14 protein-coding genes, 2 tRNA genes and 3 rRNA genes are annotated in these 20,282 nt (G+C 62.1%); 17 read left to right on the forward strand and 2 right to left on the reverse strand.

Annotated elements, in window-relative coordinates:
- Nucleotides 1-43 precede the first annotated feature (43 nt).
- The 5 genes from ACQZF9_RS07080 (at nt 44) to rrf (ending at nt 5,180) form a co-directional block, all read left to right on the forward strand.
- A 16S ribosomal RNA gene (locus tag ACQZF9_RS07080) occupies nt 44-1,569 on the forward strand.
- A gap of 96 nt (nt 1,570-1,665) precedes the next feature.
- Nucleotides 1,666-1,742 (forward strand) — tRNA-Ile (locus tag ACQZF9_RS07085).
- 35 nt (nt 1,743-1,777) lie between these two features.
- Nucleotides 1,778-1,853: transfer RNA gene (locus ACQZF9_RS07090), tRNA-Ala, on the forward strand.
- A gap of 237 nt (nt 1,854-2,090) precedes the next feature.
- A 23S ribosomal RNA gene (locus ACQZF9_RS07095) occupies nt 2,091-4,932 on the forward strand.
- A gap of 133 nt (nt 4,933-5,065) precedes the next feature.
- Nucleotides 5,066-5,180: ribosomal RNA gene (gene rrf / locus ACQZF9_RS07100) — 5S ribosomal RNA — on the forward strand.
- Together the 16S, 23S and 5S rRNA genes with 2 tRNA genes alongside form the textbook arrangement of a ribosomal RNA operon.
- Before the next feature lie 88 nt (nt 5,181-5,268).
- Here rrf and ACQZF9_RS07105 read toward each other — a convergent pair.
- The gene (locus ACQZF9_RS07105) at nt 5,269-6,360 is read right to left on the reverse strand and encodes a CobW family GTP-binding protein (RefSeq protein ID WP_428312554.1); all 1,092 of its coding nucleotides are present in this window, start codon (nt 6,358-6,360) and stop codon (nt 5,269-5,271) included.
- A gap of 136 nt (nt 6,361-6,496) precedes the next feature.
- On the opposite strand from ACQZF9_RS07105, the gene ACQZF9_RS07110 reads away from it, so the two are divergent.
- The 6 genes from ACQZF9_RS07110 (at nt 6,497) to ACQZF9_RS07135 (ending at nt 12,946) form a co-directional block, all read left to right on the forward strand.
- Nucleotides 6,497-7,135, forward strand: a complete 639-nt coding sequence (locus ACQZF9_RS07110; RefSeq protein ID WP_428312555.1) for a hypothetical protein — start codon at nt 6,497-6,499, stop codon at nt 7,133-7,135.
- A 115-nt stretch (nt 7,136-7,250) separates the two neighbouring features.
- A complete protein-coding gene (locus ACQZF9_RS07115) occupies nt 7,251-8,072 on the forward strand; it encodes an outer membrane lipoprotein-sorting protein (RefSeq protein ID WP_428312556.1) in 822 nt (273 codons plus the stop codon).
- A 10-nt stretch (nt 8,073-8,082) separates the two neighbouring features.
- Nucleotides 8,083-10,833: an MMPL family transporter gene (locus tag ACQZF9_RS07120; RefSeq protein WP_428312557.1), complete on the forward strand. Its 2,751-nt coding sequence runs from the start codon at nt 8,083-8,085 to the stop codon at nt 10,831-10,833.
- A gap of 37 nt (nt 10,834-10,870) precedes the next feature.
- Entirely contained in the window at nt 10,871-11,764 is an 894-nt protein-coding gene (locus tag ACQZF9_RS07125; protein ID WP_428312558.1) for an SDR family oxidoreductase, read from the forward strand.
- Nucleotides 11,765-11,787: 23 nt separating this feature from the next.
- Nucleotides 11,788-12,285 carry a transcription elongation factor GreB gene (greB, locus tag ACQZF9_RS07130; protein WP_428312559.1) on the forward strand — a complete coding sequence of 166 codons (498 nt, stop codon included), beginning with the start codon at nt 11,788-11,790 and terminating at the stop codon, nt 12,283-12,285.
- A 139-nt stretch (nt 12,286-12,424) separates the two neighbouring features.
- Nucleotides 12,425-12,946, forward strand: coding sequence for a CC0125/CC1285 family lipoprotein (locus tag ACQZF9_RS07135; RefSeq protein WP_428312560.1), 522 nt, complete (start codon nt 12,425-12,427; stop codon nt 12,944-12,946).
- 189 nt (nt 12,947-13,135) lie between these two features.
- Here the strand turns inward: ACQZF9_RS07135 and ACQZF9_RS07140 are convergent, their stop codons facing one another.
- Nucleotides 13,136-13,501: a rhodanese-like domain-containing protein gene (locus ACQZF9_RS07140; protein ID WP_428312561.1), complete on the reverse strand. Its 366-nt coding sequence runs from the start codon at nt 13,499-13,501 to the stop codon at nt 13,136-13,138.
- A gap of 196 nt (nt 13,502-13,697) precedes the next feature.
- On the opposite strand from ACQZF9_RS07140, the gene ACQZF9_RS07145 reads away from it, so the two are divergent.
- The 6 genes from ACQZF9_RS07145 (at nt 13,698) to ACQZF9_RS07170 (ending at nt 20,276) form a co-directional block, all read left to right on the forward strand.
- A complete protein-coding gene (locus ACQZF9_RS07145; protein ID WP_428312562.1) occupies nt 13,698-14,468 on the forward strand; it encodes a DUF3450 domain-containing protein in 771 nt (256 codons plus the stop codon).
- Nucleotides 14,465-15,862: a MotA/TolQ/ExbB proton channel family protein gene (locus tag ACQZF9_RS07150; protein ID WP_428312563.1), complete on the forward strand. Its 1,398-nt coding sequence runs from the start codon at nt 14,465-14,467 to the stop codon at nt 15,860-15,862. Before ACQZF9_RS07145 ends, ACQZF9_RS07150 begins: the two co-directional genes overlap by 4 nt.
- Nucleotides 15,855-16,406, forward strand: coding sequence for a MotA/TolQ/ExbB proton channel family protein (locus tag ACQZF9_RS07155; protein WP_428312564.1), 552 nt, complete (start codon nt 15,855-15,857; stop codon nt 16,404-16,406). The genes ACQZF9_RS07150 and ACQZF9_RS07155 overlap by 8 nt, the downstream gene beginning before the upstream one ends.
- On the forward strand, nt 16,403-16,807 hold the full coding sequence (locus ACQZF9_RS07160; RefSeq protein WP_428312565.1) for an ExbD/TolR family protein: 405 nt from the start codon (nt 16,403-16,405) through the stop codon (nt 16,805-16,807). Before ACQZF9_RS07155 ends, ACQZF9_RS07160 begins: the two co-directional genes overlap by 4 nt.
- Nucleotides 16,808-16,956: 149 nt before the next feature.
- A complete protein-coding gene (locus tag ACQZF9_RS07165) occupies nt 16,957-17,709 on the forward strand; it encodes an energy transducer TonB (protein ID WP_428312566.1) in 753 nt (250 codons plus the stop codon).
- On the forward strand, nt 17,706-20,276 hold the full coding sequence (locus ACQZF9_RS07170) for a DUF1329 domain-containing protein (protein WP_428312567.1): 2,571 nt from the start codon (nt 17,706-17,708) through the stop codon (nt 20,274-20,276). Before ACQZF9_RS07165 ends, ACQZF9_RS07170 begins: the two co-directional genes overlap by 4 nt.
- Nucleotides 20,277-20,282 lie beyond the last annotated feature (6 nt).

Genomic DNA, 20,282 nt, shown 5'->3' on the forward strand with positions numbered 1-20,282 from the left:
TGCATGCAGTGTGAGATCGAGATCCATTTGAAGTAATTTTCATCAATTGGAGAGTTTGATCCTGGCTCAGATTGAACGCTGGCGGTATGCCTAACACATGCAAGTCGAACGAGGGTAGCAATACTCTAGTGGCGGACGGGTGAGGAATACGTAGGAATTTGCCCTTAAGTGGGGGATAACCCGGGGAAACCCGGATTAATACCGCATGATCTTTTCGAAGCAAAGCCGGGGACCGCAAGGCCTGGCGCTTTTGGAGAAGCCTACGTCGGATTAGCTAGTTGGTGAGGTAATGGCTCACCAAGGCTGCGATCCGTAACTGGTCTGAGAGGATGATCAGTCACATCGGAACTGAGACACGGTCCGAACTCCTACGGGAGGCAGCAGTGGGGAATATTGGACAATGGGCGAAAGCCTGATCCAGCAATACCGCGTGTGTGAAGAAGGCCTTCGGGTTGTAAAGCACTTTAGGTCGGAAAGAAAAAACTTTGGCTAATATCTGAAGTCTTGACGGTACCGACAGAATAAGCACCGGCTAACTCTGTGCCAGCAGCCGCGGTAATACAGAGGGTGCAAGCGTTAATCGGATTTACTGGGCGTAAAGCGTGCGTAGGTGGCTATTTAAGTCGGATGTGAAAGCCCTGGGCTTAACCTGGGAACTGCATTCGATACTGGGTGGCTAGAGATCGGTAGAGGGCAGCGGAATTCCGGGTGTAGCGGTGAAATGCGTAGATATCCGGAGGAACACCGATGGCGAAGGCAACTGCCTGGGCCTGATCTGACACTGAGGCACGAAAGCGTGGGTAGCAAACAGGATTAGATACCCTGGTAGTCCACGCTGTAAACGATGAGAACTTGACGTCTGCTTGCTATGCGAGTAGGTGTCGTAGCTAACGCGATAAGTTCTCCGCCTGGGGAGTACGGCCGCAAGGTTGAAACTCAAAGGAATTGACGGGGGCCCGCACAAGCGGTGGAGTATGTGGTTTAATTCGATGCAACGCGAAGAACCTTACCTGGTCTTGACATGTCAAGAAGTCTGCAGAGATGCGGATGTGCCTTCGGGAACTTGAACACAGGTGCTGCATGGCTGTCGTCAGCTCGTGTCGTGAGATGTTGGGTTAAGTCCCGCAACGAGCGCAACCCTTGCCCTTAGTTGCCATCCTTAAGTTGGGCACTCTAAGGGGACCGCCGGTGACAAACCGGAGGAAGGTGGGGATGACGTCAAGTCATCATGGCCCTTATGACCAGGGCTACACACGTACTACAATGGTCGGTACAGAGGGTCGCCAACCCGCGAGGGGGAGCCAATCCCAGAAAGCCGATCGTAGTCCGGATTGGAGTCTGCAACTCGACTCCATGAAGTCGGAATCGCTAGTAATCGCGGATCAGCACTTGTCGCGGTGAATACGTTCCCGGGCCTTGTACACACCGCCCGTCACACCATGGGAGTTGGTTGCACCAGAAGTAGGTAGTCTAACCGTAAGGAGGGCGCCTACCACGGTGTGGTCAATGACTGGGGTGAAGTCGTAACAAGGTAGCCGTAGGGGAACCTGCGGCTGGATCACCTCCTTTAAAGTACGCTTTCGAAGCGCACTCAGGAGCATCCACACAAGTCACTTGCCAATAAAAGAGATCAGCCCCGTTGCGCGGCTGATGGAGTCCCTGCCCGGGTCTGTAGCTCAGTTGGTCAGAGCACACGCTTGATAAGCGTGGGGTCGGTGGTTCAAATCCACCCAGACCCACCATTTTGGATCTGCGATCCGGGTGTGGTGTTGAATCCGGGGCCATAGCTCAGCTGGGAGAGCGCGTGCTTTGCAAGCATGAGGTCGTCGGTTCGATCCCGTCTGGCTCCACCAACACTCTCCAGATTCAGTCAAACGTCTTTGTGGTTTGAGGATGTTTTGCTGAATCCGAGAAATCGGGTTTCTCTTGTTCTTTAACAATTAGGTTTGTAGTCAACACTGTAAGCGTTACATGTCGTTCATTTTTAGTGAATCACATTGTTCTCAATGCCCAAGGTGCTTTGACGGCGAAAAAATATCGTTATGTAGTAAATGTAACTTTGAAGTTCGAAAGAATGTTTGAGGTTATATGGTCAAGTGACCAAGTGCATGTGGTGGATGCCTTGGCGGCAACAGGCGATGAAGGACGCAGTAGCTTGCGATAGCGTCGGGGAGTCAGCAAACAGACTTTGATCCGGCGGTTTCCGAATGGGGCAACCCACTCTTAGGAGTATCCCGCAAGGGAAGCAAACCCGGAGAACTGAAACATCTAAGTACCCGGAGGAAAAGAAATCAACCGAGATTCCGCTAGTAGTGGCGAGCGAACGCGGATCAGCCCAAAAGTGCAGGAAACTTAGTAGAACGGTCCTGGAAAGACCGGCCATAGCGGGTGATAGCCCCGTATACGAAAAGCCAACTGCATGAAATTGAGTAGGGCGAGGCACGTGAAACCTTGTCTGAACATGGGGGGACCATCCTCCAAGGCTAAATACTCGTTGCCGACCGATAGTGAACCAGTACCGTGAGGGAAAGGCGAAAAGAACCCCGGAGAGGGGAGTGAAATAGAACCTGAAACCGCATGCATACAAGCAGTAGGAGCCCACTTGTTGGGTGACTGCGTACCTTTTGTATAATGGGTCAGCGACTTACTAGTCTGTTGCGAGGCTAACCGTATAGGGGAGCCGTAGGGAAACCGAGTCTTAATAGGGCGATTAGTAGCAGGCTGTAGACCCGAAACCCGTCGATCTATCCATGTCCAGGGTGAAGTTGTGGTAACACACAATGGAGGCCCGAACTCACGTCTGTTGAAAAAGCCGGAGATGAGGTGTGGATAGGAGTGAAAGGCTAATCAAGGCGGGTGATAGCTGGTTCTCCTCGAAAGCTATTGAGGTAGCGCCTCGTGTCTAACTGCCGGGGGTAGAGCACTGTTACGACTAGGGGGGACACAAGTCCTTACCAAATCGTTGCAAACTCCGAATACCGGCAAGTTCAATCACGGGAGACACACGGTGGGAGCTAAATTTCATCGTGAAGAGGGAAACAACCCAGACCGCCAGCTAAGGTCCCTAAATTTCGGCTAAGTGGTAAACGATGTGGGAAGTCATAGACAGCCAGGATGTTGGCTTAGAAGCAGCCATCATTTAAAGAAAGCGTAATAGCTCACTGGTCGAGTCGGCCCGCGCGGAAGATGTAACGGGGCTAAGCCGAGTACCGAAGCTGCGGATGCCTATTTTCGAATAGGCGTGGTAGAGGAGCGTTCCGTACGCCTGTGAAGGTTTCCTGTAAGGGGGGCTGGAGGTATCGGAAGTGCGAATGCTGACATGAGTAACGATAAGAACGGTGAAAAACCGTTCCGCCGTAAGCCCAAGGTTTCCTGCGCAACGTTATTCGGCGCAGGGTGAGTCGGCTCCTAAGGCGAGGCCGAGAGGCGTAGTCGATGGAAAGCGGGCTAATATTCCCGCACTTGGTGTGACTGCGATGGGATGACGGAGAAAGTTAGGTTAGCTGCCTGTTGGATGGCAGTTTAAGTGTTTAGGCGTGCTCTTTAGGCAAATCCGGAGAGCTTAGCTGAGGCATGATGACGAGGACCTTTTGGTCCGAAGTAACTGATACTCGGCTTCCAAGAAAAGTCTCTAAGCTTCAGGTCACAACAAGCCGTACCCCAAACCGACACAGGTGGGCGAGGAGAGTATCCTCAGGCGTTTGAGACAACTCGGGTGAAGGAACTCGGCAAATTAGTACCGTAACTTCGGGATAAGGTACGCCCGCGCAAGCGGGCCGCAGTGAAGAGGGGGTTGCGACTGTTTATCAAAAACACAGCACTCTGCAAACACGAAAGTGGACGTATAGGGTGTGACTCCTGCCCGGTGCTGGAAGGTTAATTGATGGGGTTAGGCGCAAGCCGAAGCTCTTGATCGAAGCCCCAGTAAACGGCGGCCGTAACTATAACGGTCCTAAGGTAGCGAAATTCCTTGTCGGGTAAGTTCCGACCTGCACGAATGGAGTAACGATAGCCCCACTGTCTCCATCCGAGGCTCAGTGAAATTGAAATTGCTGTGACGATGCAGTGTTCCCGCGGCAAGACGGAAAGACCCCGTGAACCTTTACTACAACTTTGCATTGGATTTTGAGTTTGTTTGTGTAGGATAGGTGGGAGCCTTTGAAACCAGGACGCCAGTTCTGGTGGAGGCAACCTTGAAATACCACCCTGATAAACTCGAAGTTCTAACCTCGGCCTGTTATCCAGGCTAGGGACATTGCATGGCGGGTAGTTTGACTGGGGCGGTCTCCTCCCAAAGAGTAACGGAGGAGTGCGAAGGTTACCTCAGCGCGGTCGGAAATCGCGCTTTTGAGTGCATACGCATAAGGTAGCTTGACTGCGAGACAAACAAGTCGAGCAGGTACGAAAGTAGGTGTAAGTGATCCGGTGGTTCTGTATGGAAGGGCCATCGCTCAACGGATAAAAGGTACTCCGGGGATAACAGGCTGATACTGCCCAAGAGTCCATATCGACGGCAGTGTTTGGCACCTCGATGTCGGCTCATCACATCCTGGGGCTGTAGCAGGTCCCAAGGGTCCGGCTGTTCGCCGGTTAAAGTGGTACGCGAGCTGGGTTCAGAACGTCGTGAGACAGTTCGGTCCCTATCTGCCGTGGGCGTTCGAAGTTTGAGAGGAGTTGACCTTAGTACGAGAGGACCGGGTTGAACGTATCTCTGGTGTTCCAGTTGTCACGCCAGTGGCATCGCTGGGTAGCTAAATACGGACGGGATAACCGCTGAAAGCATCTAAGCGGGAAGCCCACCTCAAGATGAGACTTCGCAGAGCTTTAAGCTCTCTTAAGAGCCCTTCTAGACTAGGAGGTTGATAGGCGCCATGTGGAAGTGCAGTAATGCATGTAGCTAAGGCGTACTAATTGCTCGTGAGGCTTGACCATATAACGCTCAAGCATTTTTTAACCGTCATCGCACCTTTGTGCCTTGAGAACAAAACGCTTACGCAACATCGTGTTGACTACAAACCAAATTCGAGCTTCTTGGACACCATAAACCAAGAACTCAGCCAGTTTGCCTGGCGGCATTAGCGAGTTGGAACCACCCGTTCCCATCCCGAACACGGAAGTGAAACGACTCAGCGCCGATGATAGTGTGGCAATGACCATGCGAGAGTAGGACACTGCCAGGCTCTTAATACCAACCCCCTCAACGAGTAATCGTCGAGGGGGTTTCTTTTTGGCGGCGGGAAAAAGTCGGTTTTGTTCTTTGTCGAGAAACTATGGATGGCCGGCAGCACAGGCCTGCAAATAGCCCAGGGTCTGGCCGACGATTTCCTGGCCGTAGCCGCGTGTGATGAACACCAGTCGCGTGCGGTGATCATCGTCCGGCCACGCCGGCAGCACTGTCGGCGGATGGAAGGCCTTCTGCACGCCGTGGATCACGGTCGGTCCATTCTGGCCTTCGATATTGATCAGGCCTTTCACGCGCAGCAGGGTCGGTCCGCATAGCGTTCGCAGAAATTCCATCCAGCCGAGAAAGCGTTCCGATTGCAGCGGCGTCTCGACAATCAGGCTGAACGTCTGGATGTCCTGATCGCCCGGGACGGTGAGGCCCGGTGTACGGCTGAGTACGCTGGTCGGCGCCGGTGTGAAGCGCAGGCTGTCGGCTTGTCCGATCAGCGCGCCGGGTCGGTATCGCGGCGACGAAGGATCGTGGCGGCCCCCGGTGAAAAGCTGCTGCGGCTCGGCAGCACCGTTGCCAACGCCGTCGACTTCGGCGTCCGGATTCAGCGCTGCCAGCCGCGCACGCAGCTCGGCCACTTGAGCCGCGTCGACCAGGTCGGTCTTGCTGATCAGGATGCGATCCGCGGCGGTGATCTGTTGTACCGCAATGTCCTGTGTGAGCAAGGTGTCGGCGACATTGAATGCGTCGACCACGGTGACCACCGAATCCAGGCAGTAGCGTTCGACCAGTTCCGGAGTGCGCAGGATCTGCTGCAGGATCGGCCAGGGTTCGGCCAGGCCGGTGGTCTCGATGATCACGCGTTGCAGCGTGGTATTCGCACGCGCTTGCATGCGCTCGGCGAGGCCGAGCATCGCTTCGGCGATTTCACCACGCGCGCTGCAGCAAATGCAGCCGTCGGCGATCAGCGTGGTGTCTTCCGGCGCCGCTTCGACCAGATGATGATCGATACCGATGCTGCCGTATTCGTTGATGACGACGCCGGTCCCGAGCATCGTCGGATGCCGCAGCAGCGAGTTCAGCAAAGTGGTCTTGCCCGCGCCGAGAAAACCGGTCAGCAGGCACACCGGAATACGCGCTGCGCGGCTGGCTTGCGCCGAGTCTCCGACACGTTCTTCGCTGTTCACTCGACGACTTCCTCTTCAGGCGCAGCTTGCCCAGCGCAGTGTTGCGAGCCAGGGCGGCGATGCGCAAGCGCCAGATCGCCGCGCGACCACTGGAGTAGCATGTTGGCGACTCAAGCCAAATAGAAAAAGGAGTTTCATGGAGGTCGCGGTCGGCTCGATTCCGCTGGGCGTCAAAGTCGCGTACACCGCGTTCATGGTCGTGCTGGTACCGGTGTATCTGCGCAGCTACGGACCCACCAACTTCCTCTACTTCTGCGACGTCGCATTGCTGCTGACCCTGGTGGGCGTGTGGACCGAGAGTGCGCTGCTGCTGTCGGTGGCGACCGCCGGCATCCTGATCCCGCAGCTGTTCTGGCTGGTGGACTATCTGGCCAATCTGGCCGGCTGGAAAATCAGCGGCATGACCGAGTACATGTTCGACCCGCAGCGCTCGACCTTCCTGCGCGGACTGTCGCTGTTCCACGGCTGGCTGCCGGTGTTGTTGCTGTATCTGGTCTGGCGCACCGGCTACGACGCACGCGGCTTTCTGATCTGGACCGCGCTGGCCACGGTGCTGGTACTGGTCTGCTACTTCCTGATGCCGCCGCCGTCGCTGACGCGTGACGGCATCGCGCCAGTCAACATCAACTACGTCTACGGCTTCTCCGACGATCGGCCGCAGGCCTGGATGCCGGCCTGGGCCTGGCTGCTGGTGGCGCTGTTCGGCTACCCGGCGTTGCTGTATCTGCCGGCGCACCTGCTCCTGAAGTACCTGATGCCGCTGCCGCCGGTCTGATCCCGACGGATCGCCGGTGCGGCGTACGTTGTCGGCGCTGCGCAGGCCCGGCGTCAGGTCCGCTAAGCTACGGCCAGCGGAGCGGACGCTCGCCCGCCCCGGGAGACGATCGATAATGAAAACCAGGACGGGTACCGTGCCGAGACACGGCCTCGCCAGCTTGCTGCTGCTGATGATCGCGGCGTTTGCCAGTGTGCCGTCGCCTGCGGCCGACAAGCCGACGGTCGAGAGCATCGACCAATGCATGCGCGCGAACATCCCGCCGGCGCTGCAGATCAAGCAGTTCACGCTCAACACCACCGACCGCAACGGCGCCAACCGCCAGCTCAAGGGACGGCTGTTCGCGATTCGCGATGAGGGTCTGCTGCGGACGATGCTGCGCATCGACGCGCCGGCGGATCTGCGCGGCGCCGCCTACCTGCTACGCGAAGGCAAGGACAAGCAACAGCAGGACGCGATGTACATCTTCCTGCCGGCGCTGAACAAGACGCGACGCATCATGGGCGGCACGCAGGACAATCCGCTGTTCGGCACCGACATCTCCTACGCCGACATCAAGCAGATTTCGCATGCTTTCAGCGGCGGCAAAGTCGTGCTCGAAAAGACCGAGCAGCTGGACAAGCGCGACACCTACGTGTTGGCGCTGACGCCGGACGCGGCGCAGCAGTCGCGCTATGCGCAGATCCGCACCTGGGTCGACAAGCAGAGCTGCGTGGCGCTGCGCGCCGATTTCATCGCCGATACGCAGGTGCGCAAGCGTTACAGCGCCTCGGCCAGTGATCTGAAGCAGAACGGCACTCGCTGGTACGTGGCCAAGGGCACGATGGAAGACCTCAGTGAGAAGAGCCGCACCGAGCTGACGATCGACGGTGTCAGCGCTAGCGATAGCCTGTCCGACGTCTACTTCAACCCGCGCTCGTTCCAACTGGGCAACTGAGCTGGCCAGCGTGTTCGACAAACTGATCGAGTTCCTCGCACGGCGGCCTTGGCTGCCGCTGCTGATCGTCGCCCTGATTACGGTCTACGCGGCGAGCAGCTGCTTCGACCGCAACTGGCATCCGCGCATCGCGGTCGATCCGTCGACCGAGAAACTGCTGCCGGCGAACGATGTCGACCGGCTCAGCTTCGAGCATCTGCGCGCGACCTTCGGCGACACCGACGCGGTACTGCTGGCAGTGCGGTTCGACCCGGTGTTCACCGCCGACCATCTGGCGGCGATCGCCAGGCTCAGCGACGCGCTGCGCCGCGTCGAAGGCGTCAAGAGCGTCTATTCGCTGGCGACTGCGCCGAACCTGCTGGCCAGCGGCGAAGACATCGAAGTCAGCAGTTTCACCGAGCAGGCGGCGGCCGATCCGTCTTCGGTGGCGGCGCTGAAGTCCGCCTTCGAGCGCAATGCCATCTATCGCGGAACGCTGGTGTCTGCGGACGGAAACTACGCGTCGCTGGTGATTTCGCTGGACGGCGTCGACGAAGTGCGCTTCCTGCGTGAGCACTACGAGCAGCGCCTGCGCGACATCGCGTTCAAGGAAACCGGCAGCAGCGAAATCCATGTCACCGGCGCCTCGGTGATCAAGGCGGCGACGACCCTGGCGTTGCTCGACACGCTGGCTTTCACGATCCCGACGATCTACGGCCTGATCGTCGTGCTGCTGCTGATCGCGTTCCGCTCGGTGCGCGCGACCCTGACCGCGGTGGTCGGCGTCAGCATCGCGATGATCTGGACGCTGGCAGCAGCGGCGGCGCTGGAAATTCCGCTGAACGTGGTCACGGTGATCACGCCGCCGCTGGTGGTGACCTTGGGCCTGGCCTACGCGATCCATCTGCTGTCGGATTTCTTCTCCGAGCCGGCCCGCACGGCCGACGAGCGGCGTGCGCGCAGTGCCCATGTGATGCGCGAGCTGGCGCCGGCCCTGCTGCTCGCGACGGCGACGACCATCGCCGGCTTTCTCGCGCTGCTGATCAACGCATTGCCGGCGATCCGCCAGTTCGTCTGGCTGTCGGTGCTCGGCGTGTTCTTCCTGCTGCTGCTGACGCTGTTCTTCATGCCGGCGATGTTGTCGATCACGCGTTGCGGGCGGCAGGAGCAGAACCATCTGGGCCAGCGGCTGGCGAGCAGATTTGCCGGGCCGCTGGCGCGTTTCGACACGCGCTGGCGCGGCCGCATCATCGGCGTCGCGCTGGTCATCGTGCCGCTGTGCCTGTGGCTGGCCACCGGCATTCCGGTCGGCGCGGATTACGTCAAAGGCTTCGTCGCCGGGCATCCCGCGCGGGTCGCCTACGAGGCGATCAATCGCGAATTCAATGGCGCCAACCTGGTCGCGATCCACATCGACAGCCATTTGAACGATGCGCTGACCGAACCCGAACTGATGCAGGCGATCGACTCGCTGCAGAGCTGGCTGCGTGCGCAGCCCGAAGTCGGTGCCACCGTGTCGTACGTCGATCATCTGAAGCTGATCCATCAGAGCATGAACGACGGCGCCGACAGCGCTTACGTCTTGCCGGATAGTGCGGCGGCAGCCAAGCAGCTGCTGGTGTTTGCCGGCAGCGACGATCTGCGCCGTTTCGTCGATCCACGTTTTCGCGAGGCGCTGATTTCGGTGCGGCTCAACGTCAACGACTCGGCCGAGATCGCGCGTTTTGCCGAGCGTACGCGCGTGCGCCTGGAACAGCTGCCGCAGCCTCTGGACGGCGAACTCACCGGCAGTTCGATCCTGGCGACGCGCACGGTCGAGGCGATCGGGCAGGGCCAGTGGCTGTCGCTGGCGGTCGCCGGCCTGGTGATCCTGGCGCTGCTGAGCCTGATGTTCACTTCGGTAATCGCCGGGCTGTGGGCGCTGCTGCCGAACCTGCTGCCGGTCGCGGTCTACTTCGGCCTGCTGCGCATTCTCGATATTCCGCTGAACCCCACCAACAGCCTGATCGCCAGCATCGTGCTCGGCATCGCGGTCGACGACACCGTGCATTTCCTGGCGCGCTTCAACAGCTATGCGCGCTCGCTGGGCAATGAGCAGCTGGCGGTGGAAAAAGCCCTTGCCGGCACCTTGCGCCCGACCACCTTGAATACTCTCGCGCTCTGTCTGGGCCTGCTGATGTTCGCCGGCAGCGAGCTGAAGTCGCAGGTGCAGTTCGGTCTGCTGGCGTCGTTCACGCTGTTCATCGGCTGGATTTCCGAAATCACGCTGACCCCGGCCTTGGCGACACGGCTGAAGATCGTCACGCTGTGGGACATCGCGCGGCTCGACCTGGGCCAGTCGCCGCAGCACACGATTCCCTTGTTCGCCGGCCTGTCGCTGCGACAGGCCCGGGTTTTTGCGCTGATTTCCAAGCTCGAACGGCATCAGGCCGGCGAGCAGGTGATCCGCCAGGGCGACGTTGCGCGCGACATGTACGTGGTACTCGACGGCGAAGTGGAGATCTGGATCGACCGCGGCAACGAGCATCAGACGCTGACGCATCTGAGCCGCGGCGCGGTGCTGGGCGAGGCCGGCTACTTCGGCCAGAAACGCACTGCGAATGCGCTGGCGACGACGCCGGTGCGCGTGCTGCGCTTCGACTCGCAGGATCTGGAGCGCGTGCGTCGCCGCTATCCGCGGATCGCGGCGACGGTGTTCCGCAACTTGAATCGCGTACAGGCCGAACGCCTGGCGCGCGCCACCGCGATGCTGCAGGAGTCGCAGGCTCCTGCACATCAATGATCACAGTCATTACCTAGACCAGAATACGGAGAAACCAATGGCCTACAGCAGTGTTGACCTGGACAGCTTCAAGCTGCCGCCGATGACAGCCGGCTCGCTCGCCGGCAAGACCTTGTTCATCACCGGCGGCAGCCGCGGCATCGGCCTGGCGATCGCCGAACGTGCCGCCCGCGATGGCGCCAACGTCGCCATCGCCGCCAAGACTGCCGAGCCGCATGCCAAGCTCGAAGGCACGATCTTCACCGCGGTCGAGGCGATCGAAAAAGCCGGCGGCAAGGGCTTGGCGCTGCAATGCGATATCCGCGAAGAAGCCCAGGTGCAGGACGCGGTGGCCAGGACCGTCGAGCGCTTCGGCGGCATCGACATCCTGATCAACAATGCCAGTGCGATTTCCCTGACCGGCACCATGGAAACCGACATGAAGCGCTACGACCTGATGAACGGGATCAATGCGCGCGGCACCTATCTGGTCGGCCGCACCTGTATTCCGCACCTGAAGAAATCCAGCAATCCGCACATCATGGCGCTGTCGCCGCCGCTGGATCTGGCGCCGAAGTGGTTCGGCCCGCACGTCGCCTATTCGATGGCGAAGTACGGCATGAGCTTCTGCATCCTGGCCTGGGCCGAGGAGTTCAGGAAGGCCGGCATCGCCGCCAACGCGCTGTGGCCACGCACCGGTATCGCCACCGCGGCGATCAACATGCTCGGCGGCGAAGCGCTGATGAAGCAGTCGCGCACGCCGGAGATCATGGCCGACGCCGCGCATGTGATGCTGACCCAGCCGAGCCGCGAATTCACCGGCAAATTCTGCATCGACGACATGGTGCTGCACGCGGCCGGCGTGCGCGATTTCTCCGGATACGCGGCGGTGCCGGGCACCACCAAGTTCCTGCCGGATTTCTTTTGCCCCGAAGGCATTCCGCCGGTCTGATGTCCCTCTGATTTCCCGCGACAATGTCCCGCTACAGGCCGCCCGGCGAAAAGGGCTCGATCTACATCACCGCCGAGGGCTATGCGCGGCTGCGCGAGGAGTACGACCAGCTATGGCGCGTGCGCCGGCCCGAGGTGGTCAAGGCGCTGGCGACCGCGGCGGCCGAAGGCGATCGCTCCGAAAACGCCGAGTACCAGTACCGCAAGAAGGAGCTGCGCGAGATCGATCGTCGCGTGCGCTATCTGCAGGTGCGCTTGCCGGATCTGCGCGTGGTCGATCGCGCGCCGGATCAGCCGGACCGCGTGTTCTTCGGCGCGCGCGTCGAGCTGGCGGACGACGCCGGCGAAACCCGCCAACATCGTATCGTCGGCCCCGACGAAGCCGGCGAGGGGCCGGGTTATATCAGCGTCGATTCGCCATTGGCGCGAGCGCTGCTCGGCAAGCAGCCAGGGGAGGTATTCACGGTGCGCCTGCCCGCCGGTGAAACCGAAATGGAGCTGGTCTCCGTATCGTATTCCTAGGCGGCGAGACAGCCGTTTGTAACGGCGTGCTGCCGTAGCTGAATCGCCTATGAATGATTGCGCCGCGGCATTTAGCGGCACGTGATAATGGGCACAAGGACGGCGGGCGCCGTCCGACTGCCTTCCCAGGAGCCACCCCATGCGTACCCTATTGATCCGCAGCCTGACGATGTCGAGCCTGGTGCTCGCCGTCGCTGCCTGCGCTACTGCCACGCCTTACCAGCCGGTCAAGAACGGCGTCGGTTATTCCGAACAGCGCCTCGAGAGCAACCGCTACAAGGTCACGTTCTCCGGCAATTCCAGCACGACCCGCCAGACCGTCGAAAACTATCTGTTGTATCGCGCTGCCGAAGTGACCTTGCAGAACGGTTACGACTACTTCGTGCAGGCCGACACCAACACCGACGCGCAGACCAGCTATTCGCAGACCTATGGCGGCTTCGGCGGTTATGGCGGCTACTGGTCGCCGTTCTATGGTCCGGGACTTGGCCTGGGCGCCAGCAGCTCGATCCCGCGCACCGAATACGAGGCGCAGGCCAGCATCCTGGTGTTCAAGGGCCCCAAGCCGGCGGACAACTACAAGGCTTTCGATGCGCGTGAAGTGAAGGCCAACCTGGAGGCGACGATCGCGCGTCCTCCCCAGCAGGCGGCGCAGAACTAGCGCTTATCGACTTTTCGGATACCCAACACTCCGTTCGCCCCGAGTAGCGGGCTTGCCCACGTATCAAGGGGTCCGACCGACCTCGCAGGCGTCCCTTGATACGCCGCAAGCGGCTACTAGTGATGAACGGGGTGTGCAGAGCCTGATAAGAAAGCCCGCTGCGTGCAGACGCATCGGGCTTTTTGCTGCTCATTCCACCGGCATGATCTCTTTGAGCTCGCGCCAGCCGCCGTCGATGTTGACGACATGGGCATAGCCCATCTTCTGCAGGTTGTCCGCGGCCAACGCCGAGCGGAAGCCGCCGCCGCAGTACAGGTACAGCGGCGTGCTCTTGTCCGGATGGCGCGCCTCGATGTCGCGCTCGATGACGCCCTTGCCCAGATGCTCGGCGCCCTTGATGTGGCCGGCGGCGAATTCGTTGTCTTCGCGCACGTCGATCAGCTTGGCGTTGCCGACGCGGGCGAGTTCGGCGGGGACTTCGCGCGCGTGGATTTCGCGGACGCGGCTGCGTGCGTCGTTGACCAGGGTCAGGAATGTTGTCGAATGGCCGCTCATGTTTCGATCCAGTGTGAAGGGTTGCGGAATTCTAGCGCGGAGCGCAGACGCTCCATGCGCGCAAACTAGTCCGAGTATGCGTTGACAAGGCTCGCGCACGCGTCGAACCTTGGCGCAGAGCCGCAGCATGCGCAAGGCATGGGGACGGCCTCGTCGAATTTGAAGACACAGCGGATCGAGGAGCAGACAGGTGCGGATGTTCAATCAGGCCCGCTGGCGGGCCGCGATTTCGGCTGTGGCACTGAGCGCTGGCGTGCACGCGGCGGGCGCGGCCGATCCAGTCGGGCAGGCGCTGGACGCGACCACGTCGGCGAATCGCGCCGCAAGCGAGTCCCAGGGCCGCATCAACCAGCTCGACGACGCCACTCAGCAGATGCTCGAGCGCTATCGCTCGGCGACCTGGCAGTCGCAGCAGCTCAAGGTGTACGCCGACCAGCTCGAAGAACTCGCCAGGGGGCAGGAAGCGGAGCGTGATTCGCTGCAGCGCCAGCTGACCGAAATCGATCGCACCGAGCGTGAACTGCTGCCGCTGATGCTGCGCATGACCCAGGGCCTGGAGAAAATCGTCGCCGCGGATCTGCCGTTCCTGAAGCAGGAGCGGCAGGAGCGCGTCGACGGCATCAAGCGGCTGATGGCCGATCCTTCGGCGAGCAATGCCGACAAGTTCAAGCGCATTCTCGAGGCCTACCAGATCGAGGCCGAATACGGCCGCACGCTCGGTGCCGAGCGTACCGAGGTCGATCATCGTTCGGTCGACATGCTGCGCGTCGGCCGCACCGCGCTGTTCTACCTGAGCACTGACGGTCGCGAGGCCGGTTGGTGGGATGCGAGCAAGGCCAGCTGGCAGCCGCTGGACAGCCAGTACATCACGCCGGTGCGCCGCGGCCTGCGCATGGCGCGCGAAACCCTGGCGCCGGATCTGCTGCAGCTGCCGATGCCGCAGAGCAACGCCGGAGCCAAATCATGATGGCGCTGCGCGCGGCTTTTCTGCTGACATGCGCACTGATGTCGGCCGGCGCCGTCGCCGCAGTGGCGCCGCCTTCGCCGCCGCCCAAGCCCAATGGTCTGGACCAACTCGTCGAGCAGATTCGTGAAGGCTCGCGCGACATGTCCAGGACCAATGCCGAGCGCGAGGCGCGTTTTCTGCGCGACAAGAATCAGCAGGCGGCGCTGCTCGCCGAGGCCGAAGGCGCACGCAACTCGGCGGATGCGCGCGCCAAGGCGGCGAAAGGCCGCTTCGACGGCGCGCAGGCCGGCATCGCCGCGCTGAAGCAGCAGCTCGAAGGCCGTGTCGGCGACAGCGCGCAGATTTTCTCGGCCGTGTCCGAAGCCGCCGCCGGCTTCCGCGCGCAGGCCGCGGATTCGCTGGTGACGCCGCAGTTTCCGGATCGCCTGCAGGAGCTGGACAAGCTGGCGCAGGCGCGCGAGTTGCCTGGTGTCGACGAACTCGAGCGACTGTGGCTGCTGTATGCGCAGGAGATCGCCGAAGGCGGCAAGGTTGCGCGCTTCAACGCCGAGGTGTTCGACGCCGAAGGCGCGCCGCAGCAGGCGCAGGTCACGCGCATCGGCGAGTTCACCGCGTTTGCGGATGGGCGCTATCTCGCGCTGCAGCCGGAGAGAGGCAAGCTCGCGACGCTCGCGCATCAGCCAGGCCACACCGGTTTGGCGAAAGACTTCGGCGATGGCGACGACGAACTCGCCGCGATTCTGGTCGATCCCTCGCGCGGCGCGCTGCTGCGGCGTGCGGCCGATCGGCCGTCGCTGGGCGAGCGCATCGAGCAGGGCGGTGCGGTCGGCTACGTGATCATCTTCATCGGCATCGTCGGCGCGGCGCTGGCGATTTATCAGCTGGTGTATCTGCTGCGTGTCGACGCGCGCGTGCGCGCGCAGCTGCGCCAGATCGACCGGCCCAGCAGCGACAATCCGCTGGGGCGCGTGCTCGCCAGCATCGGCGCCGGCAGCGACGCCGACGCGCTGCTGCTGCAGGATCCGGAAGTGCTGGAGACGCGGCTGTCCGAGGCGATTCTGAAAGAGACACCAAAGCTCGAGCGCTATCAATCCTTACTGAAAATGATCGTCGCCGCCGGCCCGCTGCTCGGTCTGCTCGGCACCGTCGTCGGCATGATCCTGACGTTCCAGGTGATCACCGAGCTCGGCGCCGGCGATCCCAAGGTCATGGCCGGCGGCATTTCGCAGGCGATGATCGCGACCGTGCTGGGCTTGATCATCGCGATCCCGCTGCTGTTCGCCAACAGCTTCCTCGGCTCGCGTTCGCGGGCGCTGACGCAGGTCCTCGACGAGCAGGCCGCCGGCCTGCTGGCACGCCATCTGGAAGCGCATCGGGGCACGGCGCGTGCTTGAGACGCTGCTGCTGCCGGTCCATCTGCTGAGCGATTTTCTCGACTCGGGTGGCTGGGTCGTCGGCTGGATCCTGATCGCCGCGCTGGTCATGTGGACTCTGGTGCTGGAGCGCGGCTGGTATCTGTGGAAGATCCATCCGCTGCGCCGTGCCGCGGTGCTCGCCGAATGGCGCGCGCGCAGCGAGCGCGACAGCTGGGCCGCGCAGCGCATACGCGCGGCGATGGTGTCGCAGTTGCAACTGGGCCTGGAGTCCGGCATCTCGCTGATCAAGGTCACCGTGCCGATGGCGCCGCTGCTGGGTTTGCTGGGCACCGTCACCGGCATGCTGCAGGTGTTCGACGCGATGACCTCGGCCAGCAATGCCGACACGCGTGCGATGGCCGACGGCATCAGCCACGCGATGATCGCAACGATGGCCGGGCTGGTGGTCAGCCTGATCGGCCTGTTCTTCACGCATCTGTTCAGCTCGCGTATCCAGCGCGAAACCGCGCGCCTCAATGAATTGTTCGACCTGCTCGATGCCCGCCCCGGAGCCGCGCCATGAAGTTCCGCCGTCACACCGTGGTGCAGGAAGAAACCGGCATCGATCTCGCGCCGATGCTCGACTTCGTGATGAACCTGCTGATCTTCTTCATCATCGCCGCGGCTTTCGTGCACGAGTCCGGCATCAAGGTGAACCGGCCGGCCGCAAAGACCGCCAAGCCCGAGGACAAGGGCAGCATCTTCGTCGCGGTATCGGCGAGCAACGAAATCTGGATCGACCGCCAGCGTGTCGACATCCGCCGGCTGCGCGGCGAGATCGAGCGCATGCGTCACGACCGGCCGAAAGCGGCGGTGGTGATCCAGGCCGATCGTGATGCACGCGCCGGCCTGATGGTCGAGGCGATGGACCAGGCACGCCTCGCCGGTGTCGCCGACGTCGCGATCGCGGCGCAGCCGAAGTAGCGCGGTATCTATTTTCATATGCATCACAACCACGCTCCGTTCGTCCCGAGTAGCGAGCTTGCTCGCGTATCGAGGGAGCGGACCGAAATCGCAGGTATCACTCGATACGCACCGAGTGCGGTGTTGTCGTCGACCGTTCGTGATCGAGCGTGACGACGCAAACCCAGCCCATCGACGCGCTGTCATGGCCATCGCGCACCCGCTGGCTATGGCTGCCGCCGGCTGCGTTGCTGATTACCTGGCTGCTGTTCCTGCTGATGGTCTGGGCGATCCGTTCGCGCGACAGCGTCGCCGAGCCCGAGCAGATCATCGAGGACGTGCGCGTGGTGCAGACCCAGCGCGACGACAATCCGCCGCAGGACCCGATGAAGACCCTGCAGAACGCGCCGCCACCACCGCCGGCCGCGCCGCCGTCGCTGGCGCAAGCGGCCGTGCCGGCGCTGTCGATGCCGGCGATCGCGGTGGCGCCGGTCGATGTCGGCGCGATCGCGGTGCCCACCGGCAGCCTCGCGATCGGCGGCGGACCGTCACTGGGTTCGTCCGGCAGCTTCGGCGGATTCGCCGGCAGCGGCGGTGGCGGTAATGGCACCGGCTCCGGAGCCGGCGGTGGTGGTGGCGCCTGGAAAGGCAAGCCGCTGGTGCCGTTGTCGACCGCGCGGCCGCAGATGCCGGAATGGGCCTGCAAGCAAAAACTCGGCGGCTGGGTCGAGGCGATTTTCACCGTCGATCCGGACGGCCACGTCAAGAACGTGCGCATCATCAACGCCGAGCCACGCGGTGTGTTCGAGGCGGCCGCGGTCGAGAGCATCGGCAACTGGCTGTACGAACGCACAGGCAAATCCGCCGAAGTCCGCCAGCGTGTGCCGATGGACCCGGCCGACTGCGCTTACAACTACCGTTGAATCGCACGCGCCTCAATCGCTGCCTGCTGATCGTTGCCGCGCTGTGCGCGGCGCAGCCGACGTACGCCGACCAGTACAAGAGCGAAGTGCGCGAGGTGCCGAACACGCCGGCGCAGAAGCCGGTCGATCCGCAGGTTCTGCTGAAGCAGACCACCGACCCCTACGGCCGCGCGCTGCTGCTGCGCGACATGGCCGCTGCCGCCGCGCAAAAGAAGGACTACAAGCAGGCCGCGCAATTGCTCGAACAGGCGATCGCGACCAAGGCGCTCGCCGGGCCGGCCGAAAACGCGATGCGCCAGGATCTGGCGCAGCTGTACGCCGCCAACGGCAACACCAAGCAGCTGCTGCCGCAGCTCGAGGCGCAGGTGAAAACCGGCAAGGCCGCGCCGGAAACCTATGTCGCGCTGGGTGCTGCCTATCTTGAACAGAAACGTTACGCCGAAGCGGCGAGCCTTCTGGAAAAAGGCGTGCGCGCGGTGCCGAATGCGGACCTGAGCTGGAAGCGCGCACTGCTCGCGGCGTATCTCGGCGCAGGCCGGGAAAAAGACGCGCTGCCTTTGCTGGAAGAGGCAGTCAAGCGTGACCCGACGCGTCGCGACGAATGGCTGCAGCTGGCCGCGGTCAGCATGAAGGCCGGCAACAAGGAGCGAGCGCAGGCGGTGATGGAAGTGGCTTCGCGGCTCGGCTATCTGCGCGACGCCCAGGATCGCCTGCGGCTGGTGACCCTGACCGCGCAGATCGGCGCGCCGTTCGAGGCCGGTTCGCTGCTGACCGGCTGGATCGAGGGCAAGCTGCTCGCCGACGATGCGGCGAACCGCAAACTGCTGGCGACGTTATGGCTCGCCGCGCGCGAGAAAAAACTCGCACTGGCCGCACTGGATCGTGCGCTGGCGCTGGCGCCGAGCAACGATCTGCTGCAGCAGAAAGCGCAGCTGCACATGGAACGCGAAGAATACGCCGAAGCCTCCAGCGATCTGGAGAAACTCGCCGGCACGTCGCTGCGCAGCGGCAACCTGCTGATGACCCTGGGCCTGGCGCGCTACCAGCAGGCCGACATCGACGGCGCACTGACCGCGTTCCGTTCCGCGCAGGAATTTGCGCAGAGCAGGAAACTCGCCGGCGACTGGATCAAGTATCTGGAGTCGGGCAGGGCGCGCGACGAGGCGCTGAACGCAGTCGCCGCCTTGCGCCAGCGTCAGCAGGACGACGAAACCCAGATCAGCAATCGTCTGATGGGCGACAGCATCGCCGTCACGGCGCCGCTGGCCGCCGCGGCGGTGACGCAGGCCGCGACTTCGCCGGCTGGCGGCATCACCCCGATCGGCGCCGAACGCGGCGCCAGCAGCGACGGCATCATCCCGGCCTGGACCGGCGGCATCGCGCGTCCCGCCGGCGTGCTCAAAGGCCAGAAGCTCAAGGACGTTTTCGCCGGCGAAAAACCGCTGTTCACGATCACCAAGGACAATGTCGGCCAGTACGCCGGCAAGCTCTCGGACGGCCATCGCCAGCTGCTGGCGACGCGGCCCGGTTACGCGATGCCGGTGTATGCGACGCATCGCAGCGTCGCCTATCCGCAGGCGATCTACGACGCCAGCCAGGCGAACATCGGCCGCGCCAAACTGATCGGCTCGGATTCGCTCAGCGGTGCCAGGCTCGGCGTGCCGTTCCCCAAGCCCAGTTCGGGCGTCGAGATCATGTGGAATCACCGCACACGCTATCGCGGCGACTCGATCAAGTTGCAGACCGCTCAAGCGATCGTGCAGAAGGATGGCGCCGCCAGCTGGCTGAAGCAGACCGAGCTGGTCTACTACCGCTACGGCAACATCGCCAATCCGATCGACCTCGCCGACAAGAACGTGCTGCTGTATTACCTGAGCTGGTTTGGCCGCAGCGCGGGGCGCAAGGATTTCCTGGCGCTGGTGCACGAGACCGCCGACATCCAGCGCGGGTCGCGCAATGTCTGGGCGCTGCCGCTGGATCTGGGCCGCATGTTCCGCATTCCGCCGGTGGGCTACGACCAGCCTTTCCCCGGCTCCGATGGCCTGCAGTTCATCGACATGGTCGACATGTACAACGGCGCGTTCGATCGTTACGTATGGAAGACCGTCGGCAAGCGCGAGCTGTATCTGCCGTACAACAACTACCGCATCGGCGATGGCCGCTATCAGTATTCGCAGCTGATCAGGCCCGGTTATCTGAATCCCGAGGCGACCCGCTACGAGTTGCACCGCGTCTGGGTGATCGAGGCGACCGAGCGTGGCGGCAAGAGCCACAGCTTCGGCAAGCGCGTGTTCTATGTCGACGAGGACAGCTGGAACGTGGTGCTGGTCGAAAACTACCAGCGCGACGACCGCACGCTGTGGCGGTTTCAGGAAGGCCATCTGCTGGCGCTGTACGACGCGCAGACCGCCAACTGCCTGCCGGTAGTGACCTACGACTTCAAGGACGGGCGTTACTTCATCAATCGCCTGACCGCGGAAGAACCGCCGGCGCAATACGACCTGCCGGGGCTCAAGGATTCGGATTTCACGCCCGAGGCGGTCAAGCAACAGTACGGGCGCCGCTAAAAAAAT

Origin of the sequence: Hydrocarboniphaga sp. (genome assembly GCF_965279055.1) — a bacterium.
In the GTDB taxonomy this organism is placed as follows: domain Bacteria; phylum Pseudomonadota; class Gammaproteobacteria; order Nevskiales; family Nevskiaceae; genus Hydrocarboniphaga.

What these genes read in the sequence shown, in the direction of transcription:
- ACQZF9_RS07110 (WP_428312555.1), top strand. Translation starts at nt 6,497, where the DNA reads ATGGAGGTCGCGGTCGGCTCGATTCCGCTGGGCGTCAAAGTCGCGTAC.
- ACQZF9_RS07115 (WP_428312556.1), top strand. Translation starts at nt 7,251, where the DNA reads ATGAAAACCAGGACGGGTACCGTGCCGAGACACGGCCTCGCCAGCTTG.
- ACQZF9_RS07125 (WP_428312558.1), top strand. Translation starts at nt 10,871, where the DNA reads ATGGCCTACAGCAGTGTTGACCTGGACAGCTTCAAGCTGCCGCCGATG.
- greB (WP_428312559.1), top strand. Translation starts at nt 11,788, where the DNA reads ATGTCCCGCTACAGGCCGCCCGGCGAAAAGGGCTCGATCTACATCACC.
- ACQZF9_RS07135 (WP_428312560.1), top strand. Translation starts at nt 12,425, where the DNA reads ATGCGTACCCTATTGATCCGCAGCCTGACGATGTCGAGCCTGGTGCTC.
- ACQZF9_RS07140 (WP_428312561.1), bottom strand. Translation starts at nt 13,501, where the DNA reads ATGAGCGGCCATTCGACAACATTCCTGACCCTGGTCAACGACGCACGC.
- ACQZF9_RS07145 (WP_428312562.1), top strand. Translation starts at nt 13,698, where the DNA reads ATGTTCAATCAGGCCCGCTGGCGGGCCGCGATTTCGGCTGTGGCACTG.
- ACQZF9_RS07150 (WP_428312563.1), top strand. Translation starts at nt 14,465, where the DNA reads ATGATGGCGCTGCGCGCGGCTTTTCTGCTGACATGCGCACTGATGTCG.
- ACQZF9_RS07160 (WP_428312565.1), top strand. Translation starts at nt 16,403, where the DNA reads ATGAAGTTCCGCCGTCACACCGTGGTGCAGGAAGAAACCGGCATCGAT.